General features: G+C 30.2%; 27 protein-coding genes. 12 read left to right on the top strand and 15 right to left on the bottom strand.

All coding sequences use genetic code 11. The annotated features are described in order from the left end of the window. The first annotated feature begins 15 nt into the window (after nt 1–15). Nucleotides 16–567, top strand: coding sequence for a helix-turn-helix domain-containing protein (locus J2S72_RS06760; protein ID WP_307495218.1), 552 nt, complete (start codon nt 16–18; stop codon nt 565–567). 170 nt (nt 568–737) lie between these two features. Here the strand turns inward: J2S72_RS06760 and J2S72_RS06755 are convergent, their stop codons facing one another. Next, on the bottom strand, nt 738–1628 hold the full coding sequence (locus J2S72_RS06755) for a ribonuclease H-like domain-containing protein (protein ID WP_023056475.1): 891 nt from the start codon (nt 1626–1628) through the stop codon (nt 738–740). Between the two features lie 127 nt (nt 1629–1755). On the opposite strand from J2S72_RS06755, the gene J2S72_RS06750 reads away from it, so the two are divergent. Genes J2S72_RS06750 through J2S72_RS06735 form a run of 4 tightly spaced genes read left to right on the top strand, consistent with a single transcriptional unit; the run spans nt 1756 to nt 5493 of the window. Further along, complete coding sequence (locus J2S72_RS06750) at nt 1756–2901, top strand: cysteine desulfurase family protein (RefSeq protein WP_307495217.1); 1146 nt, start codon at nt 1756–1758, stop codon at nt 2899–2901. Then, nucleotides 2898–4067 carry a tRNA uracil 4-sulfurtransferase ThiI gene (gene thiI, locus J2S72_RS06745; protein ID WP_307495216.1) on the top strand — a complete coding sequence of 390 codons (1170 nt, stop codon included), beginning with the start codon at nt 2898–2900 and terminating at the stop codon, nt 4065–4067. The genes J2S72_RS06750 and thiI overlap by 4 nt, the downstream gene beginning before the upstream one ends. An 8-nt stretch (nt 4068–4075) precedes the next feature. Next, entirely contained in the window at nt 4076–4657 is a 582-nt protein-coding gene (locus tag J2S72_RS06740) for a LemA family protein (protein ID WP_023056563.1), read from the top strand. An 8-nt stretch (nt 4658–4665) separates the two neighbouring features. Next, nucleotides 4666–5493 carry a TPM domain-containing protein gene (locus tag J2S72_RS06735; protein ID WP_023056529.1) on the top strand — a complete coding sequence of 276 codons (828 nt, stop codon included), beginning with the start codon at nt 4666–4668 and terminating at the stop codon, nt 5491–5493. A gap of 106 nt (nt 5494–5599) precedes the next feature. Here J2S72_RS06735 and secA read toward each other — a convergent pair whose 3' ends face one another. After that, nucleotides 5600–8338 (bottom strand): preprotein translocase subunit SecA, encoded by a 2739-nt coding sequence (gene secA, locus J2S72_RS06730; protein ID WP_307495238.1) that lies wholly within the window; start codon nt 8336–8338, stop codon nt 5600–5602. Nucleotides 8339–8659: 321 nt separating this feature from the next. On the opposite strand from secA, the gene guaA reads away from it, so the two are divergent. Further along, nucleotides 8660–10192, top strand: a complete 1533-nt coding sequence (guaA, locus tag J2S72_RS06725) for a glutamine-hydrolyzing GMP synthase (protein WP_442417717.1) — start codon at nt 8660–8662, stop codon at nt 10190–10192. A 96-nt stretch (nt 10193–10288) separates the two neighbouring features. Here guaA and J2S72_RS06720 read toward each other — a convergent pair whose 3' ends face one another. The 12 genes from J2S72_RS06720 to J2S72_RS06665 all read right to left on the bottom strand — a co-directional run bounded on the left by J2S72_RS06720 (nt 10289) and on the right by J2S72_RS06665 (nt 16569). Next, nucleotides 10289–11053 carry a sigma-70 family RNA polymerase sigma factor gene (locus tag J2S72_RS06720; protein WP_036740028.1) on the bottom strand — a complete coding sequence of 255 codons (765 nt, stop codon included), beginning with the start codon at nt 11051–11053 and terminating at the stop codon, nt 10289–10291. After that, the gene (locus J2S72_RS06715) at nt 11046–11315 is read right to left on the bottom strand and encodes a sigma factor-like helix-turn-helix DNA-binding protein (protein ID WP_036740025.1); all 270 of its coding nucleotides are present in this window, start codon (nt 11313–11315) and stop codon (nt 11046–11048) included. Before J2S72_RS06715 ends, J2S72_RS06720 begins: the two co-directional genes overlap by 8 nt. 11 nt (nt 11316–11326) lie before the next feature. Continuing rightward, nucleotides 11327–11509, bottom strand: coding sequence for a hypothetical protein (locus tag J2S72_RS06710; protein WP_023056532.1), 183 nt, complete (start codon nt 11507–11509; stop codon nt 11327–11329). Continuing rightward, a complete protein-coding gene (locus J2S72_RS06705; protein WP_023056552.1) occupies nt 11499–11711 on the bottom strand; it encodes a hypothetical protein in 213 nt (70 codons plus the stop codon). The genes J2S72_RS06710 and J2S72_RS06705 overlap by 11 nt, the downstream gene beginning before the upstream one ends. Before the next feature lie 101 nt (nt 11712–11812). Continuing rightward, a complete protein-coding gene (locus tag J2S72_RS06700) occupies nt 11813–12655 on the bottom strand; it encodes a hypothetical protein (RefSeq protein ID WP_023056569.1) in 843 nt (280 codons plus the stop codon). A gap of 15 nt (nt 12656–12670) precedes the next feature. Next, entirely contained in the window at nt 12671–13099 is a 429-nt protein-coding gene (locus J2S72_RS06695) for a hypothetical protein (protein WP_023056564.1), read from the bottom strand. A gap of 711 nt (nt 13100–13810) precedes the next feature. After that, nucleotides 13811–14158, bottom strand: a complete 348-nt coding sequence (locus J2S72_RS06690) for a S24 family peptidase (protein WP_023056474.1) — start codon at nt 14156–14158, stop codon at nt 13811–13813. A 3-nt stretch (nt 14159–14161) separates the two neighbouring features. Continuing rightward, nucleotides 14162–14959, bottom strand: coding sequence for a DnaA ATPase domain-containing protein (locus J2S72_RS06685; protein WP_023056540.1), 798 nt, complete (start codon nt 14957–14959; stop codon nt 14162–14164). Further along, nucleotides 14931–15671, bottom strand: coding sequence for a hypothetical protein (locus J2S72_RS06680; RefSeq protein ID WP_023056498.1), 741 nt, complete (start codon nt 15669–15671; stop codon nt 14931–14933). The genes J2S72_RS06685 and J2S72_RS06680 overlap by 29 nt, the downstream gene beginning before the upstream one ends. A 10-nt stretch (nt 15672–15681) precedes the next feature. Further along, complete coding sequence (locus tag J2S72_RS06675) at nt 15682–15990, bottom strand: phage replisome organizer N-terminal domain-containing protein (RefSeq protein WP_023056501.1); 309 nt, start codon at nt 15988–15990, stop codon at nt 15682–15684. Between the two features lie 168 nt (nt 15991–16158). Beyond that, entirely contained in the window at nt 16159–16344 is a 186-nt protein-coding gene (locus J2S72_RS06670) for a hypothetical protein (protein WP_023056513.1), read from the bottom strand. A gap of 15 nt (nt 16345–16359) precedes the next feature. Beyond that, a complete protein-coding gene (locus J2S72_RS06665) occupies nt 16360–16569 on the bottom strand; it encodes a helix-turn-helix domain-containing protein (protein WP_023056521.1) in 210 nt (69 codons plus the stop codon). Nucleotides 16570–16738: 169 nt separating this feature from the next. On the opposite strand from J2S72_RS06665, the gene J2S72_RS06660 reads away from it, so the two are divergent. The 3 genes from J2S72_RS06660 (at nt 16739) to J2S72_RS06650 (ending at nt 19834) form a co-directional block, all read left to right on the top strand. Continuing rightward, on the top strand, nt 16739–17431 hold the full coding sequence (locus J2S72_RS06660; protein ID WP_023056547.1) for a helix-turn-helix domain-containing protein: 693 nt from the start codon (nt 16739–16741) through the stop codon (nt 17429–17431). 162 nt (nt 17432–17593) lie between these two features. Continuing rightward, the gene (locus J2S72_RS06655) at nt 17594–18676 is read left to right on the top strand and encodes a site-specific integrase (protein WP_023056461.1); all 1083 of its coding nucleotides are present in this window, start codon (nt 17594–17596) and stop codon (nt 18674–18676) included. Nucleotides 18677–19156: 480 nt separating this feature from the next. Continuing rightward, nucleotides 19157–19834 carry a hypothetical protein gene (locus J2S72_RS06650; RefSeq protein WP_307495214.1) on the top strand — a complete coding sequence of 226 codons (678 nt, stop codon included), beginning with the start codon at nt 19157–19159 and terminating at the stop codon, nt 19832–19834. Between the two features lie 126 nt (nt 19835–19960). On the opposite strand, the gene J2S72_RS06645 is transcribed toward J2S72_RS06650, so the two are convergent. Continuing rightward, the gene (locus tag J2S72_RS06645; protein ID WP_023056560.1) at nt 19961–20497 is read right to left on the bottom strand and encodes a helix-turn-helix domain-containing protein; all 537 of its coding nucleotides are present in this window, start codon (nt 20495–20497) and stop codon (nt 19961–19963) included. A 177-nt stretch (nt 20498–20674) separates the two neighbouring features. Here J2S72_RS06645 and J2S72_RS06640 point away from each other — a divergent pair, with 177 nt between their 5' ends. The 3 genes from J2S72_RS06640 to J2S72_RS06630 are packed head-to-tail and all read left to right on the top strand — an operon-like array spanning nt 20675 to nt 22384. Further along, nucleotides 20675–20860: a hypothetical protein gene (locus J2S72_RS06640; protein WP_023056570.1), complete on the top strand. Its 186-nt coding sequence runs from the start codon at nt 20675–20677 to the stop codon at nt 20858–20860. After that, nucleotides 20860–21963: a site-specific integrase gene (locus tag J2S72_RS06635; protein ID WP_023056510.1), complete on the top strand. Its 1104-nt coding sequence runs from the start codon at nt 20860–20862 to the stop codon at nt 21961–21963. The genes J2S72_RS06640 and J2S72_RS06635 overlap by 1 nt, the downstream gene beginning before the upstream one ends. Then, nucleotides 21935–22384: a plasmid mobilization protein gene (locus J2S72_RS06630; RefSeq protein ID WP_023056534.1), complete on the top strand. Its 450-nt coding sequence runs from the start codon at nt 21935–21937 to the stop codon at nt 22382–22384. Before J2S72_RS06635 ends, J2S72_RS06630 begins: the two co-directional genes overlap by 29 nt. Nucleotides 22385–22414: the final 30 nt, after the last annotated feature.

Below are 22414 nucleotides of genomic sequence, written 5' to 3'. Positions count from 1 at the left end.
TTTTCGAGGTGAAAAATGGATTTTTCGGAAAGATTAAAAACCATTAGAAAAATAAAGGGACTGACACAAAAAGAACTTGCGGAAAAAGTAGGGGTAGAAAGAGCAACAATAGCAGGATATGAAACAAATAGAAGCAACCCAAACTTTGAAATACTTATAAAAATAAGCAAGGTATTAAATATATCAAGTGACTATTTAATAGGAAAAGACGACCATCAAGGAACAAAATCCTATAGGGTGCCAATAATAAAAAACTCTTCCATAGGTCCCCAACAAACCATGGAATATGTAGTAATAGAAGACTCCATAGACAACAACAAGTATTTTGCCGTAAGAAGTGATTTAAACTTAGACGACATACATGGTAAAAAAATCATAATATTTAAATCTGATTTAAAACCTAAAAATGGAGACCTTATAATTTTTGATGAAGAAGATTCCGGAAAAATTGCAAGATATTACAGAGAAAAAAATAAAACCGTTTTAGTATTCGAAGATAAGACAATAAAAATATTGGACCTAGTAAAAATAATAGCAGTAGCAGTAGAAGTGAGGACACAATTATGATAAGCACTTTCTTAAAAATATTAATAGGAGCAGTATTAATAGCAATCCCGGCATTTTTAATGGTGGCATTTGATACGGATAAAAATGAAAAAAATTAAAAGATAAATAAAAAGCTCTGAAGTTTGAAAAATAAAACTTTAGAGCTTTTTAATTTACAATTTATAAAAATCCTAAATCTTAATTTTATTTTCTATAATTGCCTTAATTAAGTCTAGAGAATTTTTATACAGGGTTTTTTTGCCCAGTTTTAAAACAAGTATATTTTCCGGGCTTTCTATTTGACTTTTTAGGAAATTTTCTTTTACGAAAATATAGTTACAGGTGGTATTTTTATTATATAGAGCCTTTTCCGTAAAAATTTTAAGGTAAAAATTATTTTCCAGGGCCTTTATTTCATAGACCTTGTTTGAAAAATATAAATTGTTTGAATTAGTTTTTCCCTCTACATATAAAATATCCTTTTCAAAATTAATTTCTTTTATTAAAAATTTTTTATTTTCATAAAAAAAGCTCATCTTATCTTCAACGTAATCTTTTATCCTATCTAAATAAATAAGACCCTTTACATCAAGGCTATTGTGCTTTCCTATTAAATCCAAATATTTTTCATCTTTTGTCTCCAAATAATTTTTGTAGCAGTCTATTACTTGAGAACCCTTTATATCTTCTTCCCTATAAAGTCCGAAAAATTTTTCCATTGTACTTTGCTTTAAATTTTCACTTTCAAATAAATAAGAATATTTTTTTGCGACTTGATAGTAGTCAAGGCTTTTAAATTCAAAGTTTATATTGTATTTTTCTCCCTTATATTTAAGAAGTTTTAAATCAAACCTGTCTCCGTTGTAGGTAACAATTAATTTATCCCTTGTTTCTTTATAAATTATTTCCATAAGTTCTATTTCTTCTTTTAAATTTGTAAGGACATAGGTTATAATTTGATTTTCTTTAGTAAAACTTGCACTTATTATGGGAGAATTTTTACTTAAACCCAGGGTTTCTAAGTCAAGATATATGACATTTTCATTTAAAATTTTTTCTGTTTTATTAATATATTTTTTCATTTTTTATCCCTTCTTAATTATATCCTAATCTTAATTATTCCAACAGCTATGGTATAATAAATCCATTGAAAGTTTATATGCTTATATTTTTTATAAAATAAAATTTTTTAATGGGGAATGAAATTTAATGATTTATTTAGATAATTGTGCCACTACAAAACCAAGACAAGAAGTGGTTGAAGAAGTGGTAAAGATGCTTAAAAATGATTTTGCAAATCCATCAAGCCTACATAGTTTTGGTTTGAAGGCTGAAAAGGTAAGAGAAGAAGCAAGAAAAAATCTTGCTCAACTTATAAATGTTTTGCCCTCTGAAATTTATTTTACTTCCGGGGGAACTGAAAGCAACAACATTGCAGTAAACGGCTTTGTAAATAAAAATAAGAGATTTAAAAAAATTATAACCAGTAAAATTGAACACGCTTCCTTATATGATAAATTTTTATCTTATAGGGATTTTGGTTATGAAGTAGTTTTTTTAAATGTTGATTTTGATGGCAAGGTTGATTTTAATGAACTTAAAAGGGAAGTTGATGGAAATACTGCCCTTGTTGCTCTTGCCCATGTAAATAATGAAATCGGAACGATTCAAGATATTAAAGAACTTGTAAAAATTGTTAAGGAAAAAAATCCTGAAACTTTTGTCCATGTTGATGGAGTTCAGGCTCTTGGAAAAATAAAATTAGATCTTAAAGATTTGGGAGTTGATTCTTATTCTGTCAGCAGTCACAAAATTTATGGGCCTAAGGGAAGTGGAGCCCTTTATTTAAAAAGTGGCATTTCTATACCTTCTCTTGTCATTGGAGGAGGCCAGGAGAAAAATTTAAGAAGTGGAACTGAAAATATGCCTGGTCTTGCAGGTTTTGGCAAGGCTTGTCAAATTAAAACTGAAAAATTCAATGAGGAACAAGACCATGTAAAAAAGATAAAAGCATATTTTTTGGAAAATTTAAAAAATTATATTGATGATTATAAAATTAATTCTCCCTTATGTTCCTCACCTTATATTGTAAGTTTATCCATAAGAGGTACAAGGGGAGAGGTTATTCTTCACAGTCTTGAAGAATATGAGATTTATATTTCTACAGCATCAGCATGTTCAAGTAACGGAGTTCACAGAAGCCATGTTTTAGAAGCAATTAAATTAAATCCTTCTGAAATGGAAGGGACTATAAGAATTTGCTTTTCAAAAGACATAAGCAAAAATGACATAGATGTATTTTTGGAAAAATTAAATCAAGTTGTAAAAGATATAAGAGAAGTGATGAAAAAATGAGTCAAAGAGTTGTAAGCCTTTCCCTGGGCGAAGTTATTTTAAAGGGAAAAAATAGAAAGAGTTTTATTGATACTTTAATGGGTCAAGTAAAAAAATCTCTTCACGATATAAGCCATGGAAAAATTTATCAAGATACGGGAAAAATTTATATTGACTGCAACAAAGAGGATCAGGAAAAAATTATTAAAAGGGCACAACATATTTTCGGAATAGTTTATTTAAGTCCCTGTATTAAAATTGAAAAAAACATCCCTTCCATAGAAGAGGGCATAAGGGAAATTACAAGGGAAACTTTAGAAGAAAATCCTGAATTTAAAACATTTAAGGGAGATACAAAAAGAGCTGATAAAAACTTTGAGCTTAATAGTATGGAACTTAATAATATAATTGGCGGACAGGTCCTTAAAAATTTTCCAATAAAAGTTGATGTTTATAATCCAGACTTTTATATTTATATGGATATAAGAAGAGAGGTCTACCTATATACTAAGCGTTTTAAGGGCCATGGAGGCCTTCCACTGGGCACAAATGGAAAAGGTCTACTCCTACTATCAGGTGGAATAGATTCTCCTGTAGCGGGCTATATGATGGCTAAAAGAGGGGTTAAAATTGATGGACTTCATTTTCATTCTTTCCCCTTTACTTCACAAAGGGCAGAAGAAAAAGTTGTAAAACTTGGAGAAATAATTTCAACCTATGGGGGACCCATGAAAATTTACTCCATAAATTTACTTCCAATTCAAAAGGAAATAAATAAAAATTGTAGAGAAGATGAAATGACTTTGCTATCCAGGAGATTTATGATGAGAATAGCTGAGAGGATTTCAGAAAAAAATGGGTATAATTCAATTATAACAGGAGAAAACTTAGGGCAAGTTGCAAGTCAAACCATAGATGGTTTAACTGTTACAAATGATATAACAAGAAGACTTATATTTAGACCCTTAATAGGGATGGATAAAGTTGACATTATTGATATTTCCAAAAAAATCGGGACTTATGAAACTTCAATTTTACCCTTTGAAGATTGCTGTACGGTATTTTTACCTAAGCACCCAAAATTAAGGCCGACAATTAAGGAAATGGAAATAAGCGAAGAAAAATTGGACATAGAAAGTTTAGTTGAAGCTGCCCTAAACAATGCAAAAATTATAGAAATTTCATAGGAGGAAATATGAAAAAGAGAAGAGGCGCCTTAGGCGGAGCATTAATTATAGTAATTGCAGTTATAGTATTAGTGGGTTTTGTTTTGATTAAAAATTACAATTCACTTGTAGGAGAAGCACAAGAAGTAGACGGAAAATGGGCTCAAGTACAAAATGTAGTAAAAAGACGTGCAGACCTTATACCCAACTTGGTAAACACAGTTAAGGGATATGCAAGTCATGAAGAAGATGTTTTAACAAAAATAACAGAAGCAAGAAGCAAGGTTGAAAAAGCTAAAACTCCCCAAGAACTTGGAAAAGCAGACGCTGAACTTTCAAGGGCAATAGGAGATATTAACGTAGTTGTTGAAGCATATCCGGAACTTAAAGCCAATGAAGGATTTTTAAATCTTCAATCTCAACTTGAAGGAACTGAAAACAGAATTGCAACGGAAAGAGAAAGATATAACGAAGCCGTTACAGGATTTAATAAAAAAATTAAAAGATTTCCAACTAATTTAATCGGAGGTATTTTAGGATTTAGTCCAAAGGAATATTTCCAAGTTTCTGAAGAAGATCAAAATGCACCAACAGTGGATTTTGGTAAGTAGGTGGTAAAATGAAAAAATTACTATCCCTTTTAATAGTAATAATTTCATTATTCACCGCAGTTTTTGCAGAAGAAGTTTTTGTTCCGGATCCCAAAGATGCTAATGGTTATGTGTATGATGAATTAAATATTTTATCTGAAGAGAGCCTTAAGTATATAAACGGAACAAATAAAGATCTGGAAAATAAAACAAAGGGTCAAGTTGCAATTGCACTTGTAAAGTCTTTGCAAGGTTATGACGATCAAAGCTACGCTGTAAAAATTTTTGACAAATGGAAAATCGGTGGAGAAAATGACAACGGAACATTGATACTGCTTTGTATTCCTGAAGGTAGATTTTTTATAATGACAGGCTATGAAACGGAAGGATTTATTCCAGATTCAATAACTGCTCAAATAAGAAGAAATGCCGCAAAATATTTTCCTGCAGGGGACAGAAGTGGGAAAAATAAAAGAGACTATGAACTTGGAATTCTTGAAGCATACAATGAAATTTTAGACTTATACAAAAAAGAATATAACTTGGAAATAATAAACAGCGTTGAACCTGATTATAGTGTCAATAGTGATGCCTCAGATTTTGGAACAATAGCTATTCTTGTTCAAATAATTCTTCTACTATTATTTATAAATATTATGGCAAAAATAAGTAGATCAAGAGGTTACAGGGGAAGGAGAAGAAGGCATTTTTACGATGACGACGATGACGATTCCTTTGGACCTTTTGGAGGATTTTTCGGTGGCGGAAGCTTTGGCGGCGGCTCTGGTGGAGGATTCGGAGGATTTTCCGGAGGCGGCGGCTCAACAGGCGGCGGCGGATCAGGAGGATCTTGGTAAAATAAAAACTCTGATTCTTATTATATTAAAACTATAATAAGAATCAGAGTTTTTTTTATTAATTAAATTAAAAAAGCCTTCAAAAATTGTGAAGGCTTAAATTATTTTATTGGTTTTTTCCACAGCAGTTTTTATATTTTTTACCGCTGCCACATGGACAGGGATCATTTCTGCCTACTTTTTTAGATTTTCTTACAAAAGGTGCTTGTTTTCCAGTATCTGGATTTACAGTTTCAACTTCTTTTGCAACTCTTACACGTTTAACTTTTTCAGGATTATAAATATGGAAGAGCATTTTTGTTGTATCTTCTTTAATGGATTCATTCATTTCTTCAAACATGTCAAAACCTTCTTGAGCATAAGCACGAACCGGGTCAACTTGACCGACAGCTCTTAAGCCTATACCTTGACGAAGTTGGTCCATAGCATCAATATGATCCATCCACTTTTGGTCTACAACTTGAAGAAGAACAACTCTTTCAATTTCTCTGAATTTTTCTTCTCCAAATTCATTTTCTTTTTCCTTATATTTTTCCCTTGCCAATTCTTTCATTCTTGAAATGACATTTTCAACATTTGCATTTTCAATATCATCTAAGAAATTTTTAGGGAAGTCGAATTGGTCAACTCCGAATTTTACAATATTTTCAAAATCAAGATGTAAAACATTGTTGTGATCCATCTTATTATTAAAGTTGACATTTTTTTCAATAATATCATCAATCATTGAAATCATATCATCATGAAGATTTTCACCTTCAAGAACTTTTCTTCTTTCTGAATATATTACCTCTCTTTGTTTATTCATAACATTGTCATAGTTTAGGACATTTTTACGAATTGAGAAGTTGTTTCCTTCAACTTTTCTTTGAGCTGATTCTATTAATTTAGTTAAAATTTTTGATTCAATGGCTTCATCTTCAGGGCTATTAATTCTTTCCATAGTTTGTTTGAATCTGTCGCCAGCAAAAAGTCTTATTAAATCATCGTCGCCTGAAATATAAAATCTTGTTGAACCTGGATCTCCTTGACGGCCTGAACGACCACGAAGCTGATTGTCAATACGTCTACTTTCGTGACGTTCTGTTCCTATAATATGAAGGCCACCTGCTGCTACAACTTTTTGAGCTTCTTCATCAGTTTCAACTTTAAATTTTTTAACAAGATCTTGATATTCCTTACGAGCATTTAAAATCTCTTCATCACTTGTTTCATTATAAGAATCTACTTGTTCCAGAATTTCTTCTTCAAGACCACGTTTTTTCATTTCTTTTTTTGCCATATATTCAGGATTTCCGCCAAGCATAATATCAGTACCACGACCTGCCATGTTAGTAGCAATGGTAACTGCTCCAAAACGACCTGCTTGGGCTACTATTTCAGATTCCATTTCATGGTTTTTAGCATTTAAAACATTGTGCTTTATTCCCGCACGTTTTAAATACTTTGAAAGTTCTTCTGATTTTTCAATTGAAATTGTACCAACAAGGACAGGTTGTCCACTTTCATGGCATTCAATAATTTCTCTTGTAACTGCACGGAATTTTGCCTCTTCTGATTTGTAAATTGAATCATTGGCATCAGATCTTATAACAGGCTTGTTTGTAGGAATTTCTACAACGTCAATATGATAGATGTCACGGAATTCTGATTCTTCCGTCATAGCAGTACCTGTCATACCTGCAAGTTTTTTATACATTCTGAAATAATTTTGGAAGGTAATAGTTGCAAGAGTTTTACTTTCAGCTTGAACTTCAAGACCTTCTTTAGCTTCTATTGCTTGGTGCAAGCCTTCAGAATAACGTCTTCCGAACATTAGACGACCGGTAAATTCGTCAACTATAATAACTTCTCCATCCTTAACAACATAATCAATATCTTTTTTCATATTTCCCTTAGCTTTTAAAGCTTGGTTAATATGGTGGGAAAGCTCCATGTTGTCAAGATCAGATAAATTGCTAACGCCAAAATATTTTTCAGCCTTGGCAACTCCCTTGTCAGTAAGAGTGGAAGTTTTATCTTTTTCATTTACTACATAATCAACAGTTTCTTCTTCAAATTCTCTGTTAAATCTTTCAAAACTTGTTTCTTCTTCAGTTTTTATTCTATGAGAAAGAGTATTTACAAAATCTCTTGCCCTAACATAAAGTTCAGTAGATTCATCTCCACGACCGGAAATAATAAGAGGAGTCCTTGCTTCATCAATTAAAATTGAGTCAACTTCGTCCACTATACAATAGTTAAGAGGTCTTTGAACCATTTCCTCTTTGTAAATGACCATGTTGTCACGAAGATAATCAAAACCGAATTCATTGTTTGTTCCGTAAGTTATATCACAGTTGTAAGCAACTTGTCTTTCTTTAGGACTCATGTCGTGAATAATGCAACCTACACTTAAGCCTAAAAACTCATAAATTTTACCCATCCAAGTCTTATCACGGCTTGCCAAATAATCATTTACAGTTACAACGTGTACTCCATCTCCTGAAAGAGCATTTAAATATGCAGGTAAAGTTGCAACAAGGGTTTTACCTTCACCTGTTTTCATTTCGGCAATTCTGCCTTGATGCAAAATAATACCGCCGATAAGTTGAACAGGGAAGTGTTTCATACCAAGAACTCTGTAAGCAGCTTCTCTAATATTAGCAAAAGCTTCAGGTAACAATTGGTCCAAACTTTCTCCGTTTTTATATCTATTTTTAAATTCTAAAGTTTTTTCTTTAAGTTGATTGTCAGTTAAGCCTTGGTACTCTTCATCAAGACTTAAAATTCTATCTACTAAAGGTTGTATTTTTTTTATTTCTTTATCACTATATGATCCGAAAATCACATCAAACAATCCCATGAAATCATCCTTTCTATAAATCGCCATTCTTACTTATTATATACCTAATATGAAAAAAATAAAGTATTTTATATATTTAGTAATTATTTATCTTAAATAAAGATACAAATTCAATAAATATTTTATCAAAAACTTAAATTGAAAACTATAAAAATAAGTAAGTTAAATAAAAAAAGTAAAAATGCTTTACCTAGAGCATAAAAAATAAAAAATAAAATGCTTCACGTATAGCATAAAAATAAAAAGTAAAAGATTGAAAAAATGAGGGCTTTTTACATATAATATAAGAAAGATAAAAGATAAGAGATAAAAATTAAAATAATGGAGGTAAAAATGATATTAGTTATAGACTTCGGCGGCCAATACAACCAACTTATAGCAAGAAGAGTACGTGACATGCATGTGTATTGTGAAGTGGTTTCATACGAAAAAGCTTTAGAAGCAGCAAAAGAAAAAAAACCCGGCGGAATAATTTTTACAGGAGGACCAAACTCCGTATATGAAAAAAATGCACCAAAAATAGATGAAAAGATTTTTGACTTAGGAATTCCAATTTTAGGACTTTGCTATGGAATGCAAATAATGGCCCATGAGCTTGGGGGAAAAGTTACAAGTGCAAATTCAAAAGAGTTTGGAAAAACAAAAACTTATGTGGAAAATTCATCAAAGCTATTTGAAGGGCTGAAAAAAGAAGAATTTGTATGGATGAGCCACGTTGATTATGTAGAAGAAATGCCTAAGGGATTTAAAAAAGTTGCATCAACGGACAACACTCCTAATGCAGCAATGGAAAATGTAGAAAGAAATCTTTACGCTATGCAATATCATCCTGAAGTTAATCACACTGAAAACGGATTTAAAATGCTTGAAAATTTTGTTTATGGAATTTGTAAAGAAAAACCCGAATGGACAATGTCAAACTATGCCAAAGAAAAAATAAATGAAATAAAAGAAAAAGTTGGAGACGGAAAAGTTCTTTTGGCTCTTTCAGGAGGAGTGGACTCATCAGTAACCGCAAAACTATTATCAAAAGCTCTAGGAGATAAGCTAACCTGTATATTTGTAGATCACGGTCTAATGAGAAAAAACGAAGGCGACCAAGTAGAAGCGGCCTTTAAAGACAGCGGCATGCATTTTATAAGAGTTAACGCAGAAGAAAGATTTTTAAAAAAGCTTAAAGGAATAACAGATCCCGAAGAAAAACGTAAAGCCATAGGCGAAGAATTTATAAGAGTCTTTGAAGAAGAAGGAAGAAAAATAAAAAGTGTTGACTATTTAGCCCAAGGCACTATTTATCCAGACATAATAGAATCGGGAGCAGGGAATGCAGCAGTAATAAAATCACACCATAACGTTGGAGGCCTTCCTGAAGCAGTAGACTTTAAAGAAATAATAGAGCCTCTAAGATTATTGTTTAAAGATGAAGTAAGAGAACTTGGAAGAGAACTTGGACTTGCAGACTATTTAGTAGACAGACAACCATTTCCAGGACCAGGACTTGGAATAAGAGTAATAGGAGAGCTAACAAAAGAAAAATTAGATATCTTAAGAGATGCGGACTTTATATTTAGGCAAGAATTAGAAAAATCAGGCATAGAAAAATTGCCAGACCAATACTTTGCAGTCCTGACAAACAACAGAAGCGTAGGAGTAATGGGAGACTTTAGAACCTATGACTATACACTTGCATTAAGAGCAGTCCAAACAACAGATTTTATGACAGCAGACTGGTATAGAATCCCTTTTGAACTTTTAGACAAAATCTCAAACAGAATAGTAAACGAAGTAGGACATATAAACAGAATCGTTTACGACATAACATCAAAACCACCAGCAACCATTGAATGGGAATAAATAAAAAAAGCTTATAGTTAGCTATATCAAGCCATTTAAAAATCGAAGTGTAACAATATCGTAACAATAATTAAAGGTATGTAAATGATTAATCATTTACATACCTTTAATTAAACTGTGTACTGTTTCTATTAATAAGCTTTTATCTTTATCAATTTTTTTTAATGCTATATTTTCTACTGGAGAATAGATTTTATTTGTAGAACTTGTCCTGGTATTATCTAAATCAAATTTAGGATAATATGATATATAATATTCAGCTTTTAAAGATCTAAATAATTTTGTTTTTTTAATTTTTGTTTCCGCTTTTTTTCTGATTTTTTTTACTTCTGAAATATCCATATTAAGATCTTCAGCTATTTTTTTAAAAGTTTCAGGCTCTTGATCAATACCATAAAAAGATTTTATAACTTTAAGTTCTAAAGGATCAAGGCAATTATTTATATTATAATTAACCTCTTTGTATAACTGACTATTTATAACTTCAGCTTCAATGTTTACATTTTCATCTTTTATAGTATCTTGTAATGTTGTCATACTATCATCATCGTTATATAATTTTTGATCTAATGAAGCTTCTTTATTATACTCTAATCTATTTCTAGTTAGCGATATAATGCAACTAATAGCATAACTTGAGAATGTATAACCTAAAGTATTATCATATGTTTCTACAGCTTTTATTAATGCTATATAACCATCTTGTAACATTTCTTGATAATCATGTATACCCTCAATATAAAGTTTATTTAAATTAATTGTGTAGGGTACTAACTTTAGGTTATTCATTACTATTTCATTTCTTAATTCTATGTTTTTTTTATTTTTTGAATATTCTTTAAATAGTTCTTCATTATTCATAGCTTTGTAAAATATTTTCTATTGAATATTTATGTAATTTTCTAGCTTTTGTTTGTGAGAAGCCTAATTTTTGACCGATCTCTTTAAACGAATACCCGTTCATATATCTATACTCTAGTATTACTCTACTAGAAACATCATCAAGTGATAATAATATTTCTTGAAAGTCATTTACTAATAATAACAATCTATAAAGATCAATATTATATTTTTTTGATAACTTGCTAAATTCATGTAATAGTTCAAAATCGTTATTAGTCATAAGATCACCTTTTAATTAAGATCATCAATAATTAAAACACTATCTTCAGGAATACTGTTGAGCCATTTATTATATTCATTTATATTATACTTTTTATCATTTACATAATAGAATCCATCTTCAACACCAATAATAAATATAGGGGAGAGGTTAGTTTTTAACTCTAACTTTTTTATTCTTGATCTAATACTCATCGTTGAACCTCTTTTCTAAATCCGTAAGCCTTTGTTCAATATCTTCTTTTTCGAAACCTACCAATCTAATATTACATAAATAGCCTAATGCTCTAGCTTTGCTCTCAGTTATATTATCATTAGCTAAATCAATTATTATTCTTTGAAGAAATCTATTAACACCCTTTATTGTGTTTAGTCTGTAATTATATTTTTTTTGCATAAAATCACTCCAAAACATTGAAATTATCAGGATAATAAAAAACATAAGGGTACAAAATTAAAGCTTATATTATGCTTAATTATACAAAATAAGTAGGAGAATTATTCTCCTACTTTACTGTAATATATACCAAAACTCTTATTATCTAGTACAAAACCATCATATGCAATTCTTCCTTCAACTAATTCACCACTAATTCCTGGTGGGTCTTGGTGAACTCTGTATTCTTGTAATTTAATAGGGGCAACGGTAGCAGATGGATGAACTAACAAGAATCCAAATTCCTTTGGAACAATTTTTTTTGATACTTTTATTACAGTTAATCCGTCAACCATTGCTATAACACCTTTAATTTTTAATTCTTGTGCTATATCAGTTGACATCAAGAAGTCTTTATTTTGTTTTAATAACAAATAAACATCAGGGGTAACTAATAAACATCTTCCAATTTCAGGTACAGCCCAATTATCTAGTTCAGTATTTGCTTTTAAAATATTTTCATAAATATTCTCTTTAGTTAATTGAACTGGTTGAGCAGTTGAAATTCCTGCTTTTTCAATCATTTTACCTATTACATACTTATCAATTTCAGGTATAACTACCTCTCTAATCTGTCTAGCCAATGCAGTAGCACCTGATAAAGCTTGAAGTGTTTCGTCTTTGTCTAGCTTGTCAATAGCAAATGTAAAAGATCTATCTTTGGATAATGTAAATTCTTCAGTAGATCCAGTTAAATTTGAAATGTTACCATATCTTGAGTTTTGAAATGATCCTACACCTGATCTATCATAATCATTCATAGGACTTGTATTAACCTTATATATTTTTACAGTTTTAGCACCTGTGAAACCAAAATCTTGGTTAGTTATCAAGGATAATTTACTTTCGTTAGTAAATTGTTCATCGACATAAGGTAAATATTTAGTTGCTAAATCTATGCTCATGTTTTAATCTCCTAGTTATTTATTTAATCCAGGATACTTAAAAGCCTCTTTAATTGGATTAAAATTAGATTCAACACCATTAGGGGGTACATGAGAATTAAATCTACCCTCCATGTTTCTTTTTGATTCTTCACTAAGGCTTTCAGTGATCCCTTTTGCTATATTTATAAAATCTTCTAAATCTTCACTTGAATTACCCTTAAAAAGCTTGATAAATTCAGAATTTAATCCGTTTTCATTTAATGCTTCTCTACAATCAAGAAGTAACTCACGTTTATTTAAATTATTTTCTTTTTCCTCTAGGCTATCAATAGAATCATTAGTGTTTTTATCTTTTTCTCTTTTTAAACGTTCTTGTACTATTCTATTAACATCATCTTGAGTAAATGTTTTTTCCTCATCTTGTGAGTTTGTTTCCATTTTTAGATCTTGTAAATCGTTCATGTTTTAATCTCCTTAAAATAAGTATTTCCATATATAATATGTATAACTACATTATACTATATATTGTGCTAAAATGCTAATAAGAAGATAAAGCCACTATATGCAGTATGTATAAATAAATAAAAATAGAAGTGTAATATATAATTATATAAAATAAAGAAGCTATGTAAAATTAAATAGCATAGCTTCTAAGATTGATAATTATATTATTTTTGATTATAATTAGATTAAGGCATGTATATTTACAAATAAAGAGGTTAACCCCTATATAGGCTTAAATAAGGCTTTATATAAAGTAGTTGACCTCTTTATTTTATATTTATTGAAAATAATAAAGATATTTAGTATAATATACTTAATGAGTAGATACGGTGCCCCCACAAGGCTTTTAGCTGGGTACCGCCGTCTACTCATTTTATAATTATTGTAATTATTTAAAACATTTGGTATAATATATGTAACTTCAGTAATATTAATTGTAAATAAAAGAACGGCAGGTTGACCCCACAAACTTTATAGTTTGGTTGACTGTAGCCGTTCTTTTTATTGCCATAAGCACTAAAAATAATTATATTTAATCATATGATATATTGCATGTATATCAAAAAAATAGACCAACGCACCATCTCCACCTAAACAAGGCTTCACGGACAGTGATTGGTCTATTTTGATAATTATCTAATTGAAGTATACCAAAAATTTAGATTAAAATCAATCAAATTCACATAGCCTATGAACTACTTTACCTAAAATTTTATATTCTTCTTCACTACTTCCAACATTTATAGGTTCATAGATATTTTGTATATCTATTAGTTGTGTAACTTCACCTACTTTTATAACACGTCTTAGAGTAACAATTTGTGAACTTATATTGTTTGTTATAACAGCCACAATATCATTATTTTTTATATCAAGATCTCGTTTAATAAAAATTAATCCGTTGTATAAATTATTTCCAAGATAGCTTAGACAAAAATCAAAATCTTTTAAAAAATCTTTAACTTCAAAGTTATTATTTATTGCAGTTTCTTCAAGCATATTTATTAAATTAGCCATAGTTTACCCCCGTTTTTTAATATCCATAAATAGTCTGTTAAACTCTGCTTGCTTCTTGTCGCCCTCTTTTATTCTTCTAGGTTGACAAGTTAGCTTTATTCTTCTACACATCTCATAAATACGATCATAAGTTCTGGGCACTCCATCACTACTGGTTAACTTCTTTTTTAGAACTGTATCAGGCTCTAGGTTGGTCGTTATAATCAATGGTAGGTTAGACCTATACCTTAAATCTATAACGTCATATAACACTGAATTAATCCATTCTGTGTTATGTTCAGAACCTAAGTCATCAATTATTAGTAGATCCACTTGTTTTAATAATTTATAAAACTGATCTTTTTTATTGCTTCCAAATGTAGAATATTCTCTAACTTTTTCAATAATAGTAGATACTGAACAAGCGATCACAGGAATACTCTTTTCAAGTAAATAATTAGCTATACAAAAAGTTAAATAGCTTTTTCCAGTTCCTGGATCTCCATAAATTAATAATCCATGATTTTTTGCTTTAAATTCATCAAAGTTATAAGCGTAATATCTTCCAAAATCAAAATATTTTTTATTGTCATTGGATATAATGAAGTTTTCAAATTTACACTCTTTGAATCTATTGTCCATCAAGCTATCCATTTTTAACTTTTTTATATAGTCTAATCTTTTTTCTCTTTCTTCGATTAATTTTCTTTGATTTTCTTCATACTGATCTCTTTCACTCATACAAGTAAAATTAAAAGTTTCTCCATTAAACTCAAAGGGTATAACTTTTCTTTCAGTACTCAAGTGCTTTGGTATTTCCATATTTATTCTCTCCTATATCAGTTGAATCAATCTGTTTCTTAAAAGTCCTATATTTTCCACTAATGGCCTTATTAATAAAATCATCATTAAGATTATTGAAGTTAATATTTTCTTTTAAATAGTCGCTTCTTTCTATTTCATTAATCAAAGGACCTAATTTATCAACTCCAAATCGATTTATAAATTTTTCTAAAGATGATGATGATATTTTATTTTTGATTAAACCGTTAATCTTTGTAACATATTCAGCCTTATCATCATCATTGTTATCATTGTTTACATTGTTATCATTATTGTTTATGTTCCTCGGTTGTGCTTTGGTTGTGCTTTGGTTGTTCCTCGGTTGTTCCTCGGTTGTGCTTTCAGTTGTTCCTGTAACTTGATATTTTCCGTAATTTACAATGGTTATAGTTGTATATTTCCCTTGTTCCCTTTTTAGGATTATCATGTCATCTTGTTCTAACGCTTCAAGAAAATTTGTAACTTTCTTTCTTGACCATTTCCACCTCAAAGCTAATTTATTTAAGCTAGTAATTTTTTGACCACGTTTCACAACGATAACACTTCTATCCATAAAGATTTTATTATCCGCATGATTTGCTATCATTAATAAATCAATCCAGGCAGATCGCTTATCAAAAGGGGATTTATCTTTCCATAGCCAATGTTCACATATTTTTCTATGAACACTAACCCACCCTTGATTTTCCATAATGATCAACCTAGTATCTTACAACTTCTGTTTGTTTTAAGAAGTACTCATTTTCAGAAATAACATCAATTAAATCTTTTAATATTAAAATCTCAATTGTTTTTTCTATATCTTCAACTTTCTCATTAATTTTTAAAGATACCTTTTTAATGAAATCTTTTTTTGATCCATTAAATTTCAAATATCCATCAGGACTTAAAAGTAGTAAATCTACATAAATCATTGTATAAAGGATACCGTACTCTTCATCAATGCTTTTAATAACATCATTTTCAAAAAAATCTTCTCTTAGTTCTATATAATCTTTATTATTTGTCATTTTAAAACCTCCTAAAAGTTCCCCTTTAACTTGTAAATATCAATCAATTATGTTAGAATTTATATGAGCAATACCATTTAATTTTGGTGTTACTTGTCATAACCTACCAGGATAGAGTTGGGGAACTTGTTTGAACCTGGTAGGCTTTTTTTATTTCTAACTAAATTATTAATTGACATCTTCATCACATAAATTAAACCTCTCTTTTAAATAGTCTATTGGAACTCTACCTTGAATAGTTATGAACCCTTTTTCTTCAAGTTCCTTGTTTAGCCTCTTCATGATCTGGTATGCTTTACCTTCTTTAACATTTAGAAGCTCTTTAACTTCATCTACTTTTACTAATGTAGCCATTATTTCACCTTCTTTTTAATCTTCTAATAGATCAACTACTGATATACCTAATCCATTAGCTATTTTATTTAACGTTTTTGTGGTTGCTTGCCTTCCATTTAAAACATTTGATAATGTAGATTGAGCAATATTATTTTTATTTGCAAATTCATTTTGTGTTAAATTTAACTCTATTAACTTCTTCTTTATCAAGTGTTTATTTAATTTTAAATTGATATCATTCATAAATTTAACCCCCTTTCACAACAATATGAATAAATTCTTCATTAAGAATATTATTCTTAATACTATTATATTCCTAATATATTCCTTGTCAATAGTTTTTATTGAAAAATAAATAATATTTCTTGATATTACTCATAAGAATATTTATAATTAGTTTAAGGAGGTTGTCATGAATATAGGTGAAAAAATAAAACAGGCTAGATTACAAAAAGGATTAACACTTCAAGAGATTGCTGATGAAATGAATCTTACTCAAGGGACTCTATCAAAATATGAAAATGGAGATATAAAAAATATTCCAAATACAAGATTGAAAAAACTATCTGAAATTTTAGATGTAGACATTTCATATTTTTATGAAGGTTCTAAAAGTAAAAGTGCTATTATTATTGAGAAACTCATAGAATTAACAGAAGATAATAAAGTAAATTGGATATCTCCGAATAATCCAAATGAAAATATAAACTTTGACTTAAACGAATTAGTCCAGGAACTAGCTAAGTATAAGAACGAACAAGAAATATCTTACTATTTTCAAACTGGCGAAAGTTTAGAAACAGATATTATAAACACTATTTTTCTTTTGAAAGTAGGTGAGAATTGGTATGGAATTTATAAAACGGCGATTTCTCATAAGTTATTTGTTTTTAAATTAGGTTATATTACTTTTCCTTTTATTGAAAAAATAGAGTTAATAGCAGATGATTATAAAACTATAAATACTGATCTTTCTTTGTTATATGATTTAGCATCTGGCAATGAAGACTCAAACAAGGGAGCTTTTCTACAAGATTTAATAAATGATTTAGATGAAATTAATTTAAAACATATAAATACAAAATTAGATGATATACCTTTTTAAAGATGATATTTATGGAATTTATTTTTTTAATTAAATCTGAAGTCCTGACAGCCTTTCTAAGCGTCTTTAAATTTAAACTAATGCAATTATACTAAAAAAAAATAAAAGCTTGAAATTGACCCCAAATTTTAAGCCTGGTAACAATTTAATAAAGGAGATATTATGACAAGTAAACGAATGAAGAACGATCCTAACAGGTGGTATTGTTCATTTCGATATGTAAATTTAGATGGTGAAACTAAGCAAAAGAAAAAAGAAGGCTTCAGCACGAAAAAAGAAGCCGATGAGTTCGAAAGAAACTTTTTAAATAATATAAAGTTTAACCCTGAAATGAATTTTAAAAGTCTTTATAAAATGTATCTTGAAGATATGAAACCAAGAATTAAAGAGCATACACTAACAAATAAAGAATATATTACAGAAAATAAAATACTTCCATACTTTAAGGATATGAAAATAAGTGAAATAGGCTCAATAGAAATACAAAGATGGCAAAATTCATTGTTATCAGCTTTAAATCATAGTACAAATAAGCCTTATGCACCTACTTATTTAAAAACAATTAATAATCAACTAACAGCGATCTTTAATTATGCTGTTAAATTTCATAATTTACAAAACAATCCAGTTCATAAAGTGGGAACAATAGGGGAGAAGCACGCACCAGAAAAAGAGATCTGGAGCCTAAAGGAATTTAACACATTTATTAACCTTGTAGAAGATAAAACGCTTCATTTAGGCTTTAATATTTTATATTGGAGCGGTTGCCGTATTGGTGAGTTATTAGCCTTAACCTGGAGCGATATAGACTTTAAAAACAATATGATCAATATTAATAAATCCTATCAACGTATTAATGGTAAAGACGTAATAACTGAACCTAAAACAAAGAAGAGTATTAGGAAGATCACTATAATTAGTAGTGTGATTGAAGAAATAGAAGCTTATAAGAAGTTATTTTATAAACCAGATCCAGATGATAGAATTTTTAATTGTACTAAACACAAATTTGAACATGGTATTACTAATATTTGTAAAAGAAATAATCTTAATAAAATTAGAATCCATGATCTAAGACACTCTCACGCAAGTTTATTGTTAAATGAGGGTATAAACATAGTAGCTTTAAGTAAGAGGTTAGGACATGAAAAAGTATCAACTACATTAAATATTTATTCTCACATGATCCCTAATGATGATAAGATACTTAATGTAATGGAAAATTTAAGCGTAACAAAATCGTAACAATAATTTTAAAATAAGGTATATTATGATAAAAAATGTTAGGTAATAAAAAATAAAATAGCTTAAAATACACATTAAGATTATATAAAAAGTATATATTTGTTGAATGGGAATAGAGTAATAAATATGTTTATGCTATAAAACTGTTGAAAATACAGTATTTCAGCGTTTTATAGGAGCAAAAAACTCTTGAGTGATACTATTTTGATACTAAAAGTAAGAAAAAGTAGGTCTGAAAGGGAGTTGTTGAACCTGAGTATGGGATTTCAGAAGATACTAGATGTGAATCATAATGAAATAGATTATTCTCAAAGTCTGCATTTTAATTTAGATTATTGGAAAGGTTAAAAAGGTGAGTATATAATGGAGAATATAAAATTTGAAGCAGTACTTGTAGAGAGTGCAAAGCTTCCAATGGTTAAGATTGACCGCGAATTATTTCTCAGGAAAGAACTACGAGATAGATATAGTCAAGAGACTGTGGAGAAGGCGATTCAATATAATCCGGCATATGCTGGAATATGTGTAGAAGATATTAATAAAATTGCTAAAAGTTGTATAACAGCAGAAACGACAAAGGTAACTGCTCTATCAGCAGCAGCGGGATTGCCGGGTGGATTTATTATGATAGGTACAGTTCCAGCTGACTTATCTCAATATTTTGGACATATTCTCCGTATACTTCAAAAATTGATATACCTTTATGGTTGGCATGATTTAAGTCTTGATTCTAAAGAAATGAACGAGGAAACAAAAAATTTACTTACTTTATTTGTCGGCATAATGTTTGGCGTAAATGGAGCAGTAAATACCGTAAACAAATTAGCAGCTCAAGTGGCAAAACAGGTTGTAAAAAAACTCCCACAGAAAGCACTAACAAAAGGAGTAATATATCCTATAGTAAAAAAGGTGGCTACTATATTAGGTGTTCAAATGACAAAGCAAATCTTTGCAAGAGGAGTTGCAAAAGGTGTTCCTGTTTTAGGTGCTGCCGTATCTGGTGGGTTGACTTTTGTTACTTTTAAGCCCATGTCAGAAAAACTTAGGAAATATTTAGCATCTAGCGAATTAGCAAGTGTTGAATACTATAAAAAGATGGATGATGAAACTGTAATCGATATAGAAGTATTAGATGATATTAAATGTGATAGTGAGTAAAATCCGTATAAAACTTTGATTAAAATGATATCTACGGATTTGAGTATTTCTGAATAATCATATGAAATAAACAAAGCACATAACTTTAAGACCTAAAAATCTTTCAGTTATGTGCTTTTTCTGTGCTTATTTTATATCCGGTGGAATTTTTGCACTGATACCGCTTTTATAGAATTTCACATTGCTTTCTTCAAAGGGAACGTAATCTTTTTTTAAGCTGTCAGGGTAGTTTGCCTTCCAATCCTGCAAGGCTTCTTTCGTAATTTCATTATTCTCATATTTTTCCTTCATTTCCTGCCACTGTTCAAGCATATTACGGATTCTGAGAATAGCTTCGCTGCCGAAATATATGCCTGTGGTAGTATATTCAGGATCTTCATCATTTAGAATAACAGGTCGTATATTCACTTCAATACTGTCATCCAGCTTAAATAAAAACCGCATTAAATCATGTTCTGTATAGGGATAATCAGGTTCTTTCAAATAATCTTTATTTACATGGAGTGCATCAGAAATATTTTCCAAGACATCATCTTTAGGAGTACGAATATCAAGTTCGTACTGTCTGATTCTCACATCATCTAAATGTGTTCTGTCTCCTAACGCCTTTTGAGTAATTCTTCTTAATTCACGGAATTTCTTTATCAATTTACCCAAACTCAATTTAAACACCTCCTTAGGAGCAAATTTGTTTCTCTTTAATAATATAATCTAAAATAGGCAAAATACAATAGAAAAATAAAATTTAGAAAAAAGTATTGACAGAAACAAAAAAGATACTTGTAATCTAAAATAGAAATAGAAACAAATATGTTTCTGAAAAGAAAGGAGGAAAGTCCGATGGAGAAATTATTTCTTACTTCAAATGAAGTTGCCGATTTACTAAATATATCGCAGCAACAAGCTTATAAAATCATCCGAGATATGAATAAGCAGCTTGCTGAACACGGCTTTCTTGTCCTTAGGGGAAGAATCAATAAGAAATATTTTATGGAACAAATCTACAAAGCGAAGGAGGGAAAATAATGCCTGCATATAAGGACGAAAAAAGCGGGAAATGGTTCGCTTCATTCTATTATAAGGATTGGGACGGACAGAGCAGAAAAAAGCTGAAAAGAGGCTTTGAAACGAAGAAAGAGGCAATTACTTACGAGAAAAATTTCACGGTAAAGATGTCCGGTTCACTCAATATGTTCTTTGAAGATTATTTTGAACTCTATAAGGCTGATGTCATAGGCACAATAAGGTTAAATACTTGGATGATAAAAGAACATATGATAAGAACAAAGATTTTATTGTTTTTCAGCGGTATGAAAATGAGTGAAATTAAGCCGGTTGTAGTAAAGAAGTGGCATAATGTACTCTTAAACATTGAAAATGCGGAAGGAGAAGCCTATAAGCCAACCTATCTTAAATCCATTCACGCACAGCTTAGTTGTATGTTCAACCATGCAGTCAAGTATTATGGATTAAGGCAAAATCCGTGCAAAGTAACAGGGCGAATAGGAAAGCAAAGAAGCGATGAGGAAGTGGAATTTTGGACAAAAGAGGAATACCTACAGTTTATAGAAGCTGTTAAGGACAAGGATATTTCATTTTATGCTTTTGAAATTCTATATTGGACAGGTATTCGATTAGGTGAACTTAGAGCATTAACAAAAGCTGATTTTGACTTTGATAAAAAGACAATGAGGATAAGTAAACCAGCACAGAGAATTAACGGAGAAGAAGTTATTACCGATCCGAAAACACCGAAAAGCAAAAGAACAATTATGCTTCCTGATTTTTTAATCAGGGAACTTAAAGACTATTTCCTGAAAATTGAATATTTTTCGGAAGATGAACAAATCTTTCCAAAATGCAAAACATATTTCAATAAGGAAATGGAGCGAGGAATAAAAAAGTCGAAAGTTAAGAAAATCAAGCTTCACGCATTGAGACACAGCCATATATCGCTGCTTATAGAAATGGGTTTTACACCTGTTGACATTGCAGCGAGAACAGGACATGAAAGCATAAAGGTGTTGATGGATTACAGCCATATGTTCCCCAATAAACAGGTGGATATGGCTGATAAATTGGACAAGGAGGGAGAGTATAGTGAAAGCACCGAAATTTCCAAACTATGATGAAGCGGTTAATCGTAAAAAGAAAAAGCCACAAAACTTGCTGAGTAAAGAAGAATGGCAAGCTTTGGAAGAGGAAAGAAAACAAAAGGAACGAGACAAAGGTAAGAGATTTGCTAATCACAGGAAAAAGGATGTAACCATAGCATTCAGAACAAATCGAAAAGATAGGGAGCTTATTTTCAAAAAGATTGCGATGTCCGGACTCAGCAGACAGGATTATATGACCAATGCAATCCTTGATGCTCCGGTAAAGATATTTGCTACAAGAAATGTCATAGACAGTTGTAAAAATGAGTTACAGGAAATTCTATCGGAACTGAAACGAGTGGAGCAATATGGAGAATTGGATGCGAGTTATAGGCATGAATTGAAAATGATTACTGAAATAATAGAGGTGGCAATACAAGAAAAAAGCCTTTAGCCAAATGACTAAAGGCAAGATGAAAGTACA

Origin of the sequence: Peptoniphilus koenoeneniae (assembly GCF_030812875.1) — a bacterium.
Classification (GTDB): Bacteria; Bacillota; Clostridia; order Tissierellales; family Peptoniphilaceae; genus Peptoniphilus_B; species Peptoniphilus_B koenoeneniae.
This window is presented reverse-complemented; position numbering and strand designations above follow the sequence as displayed.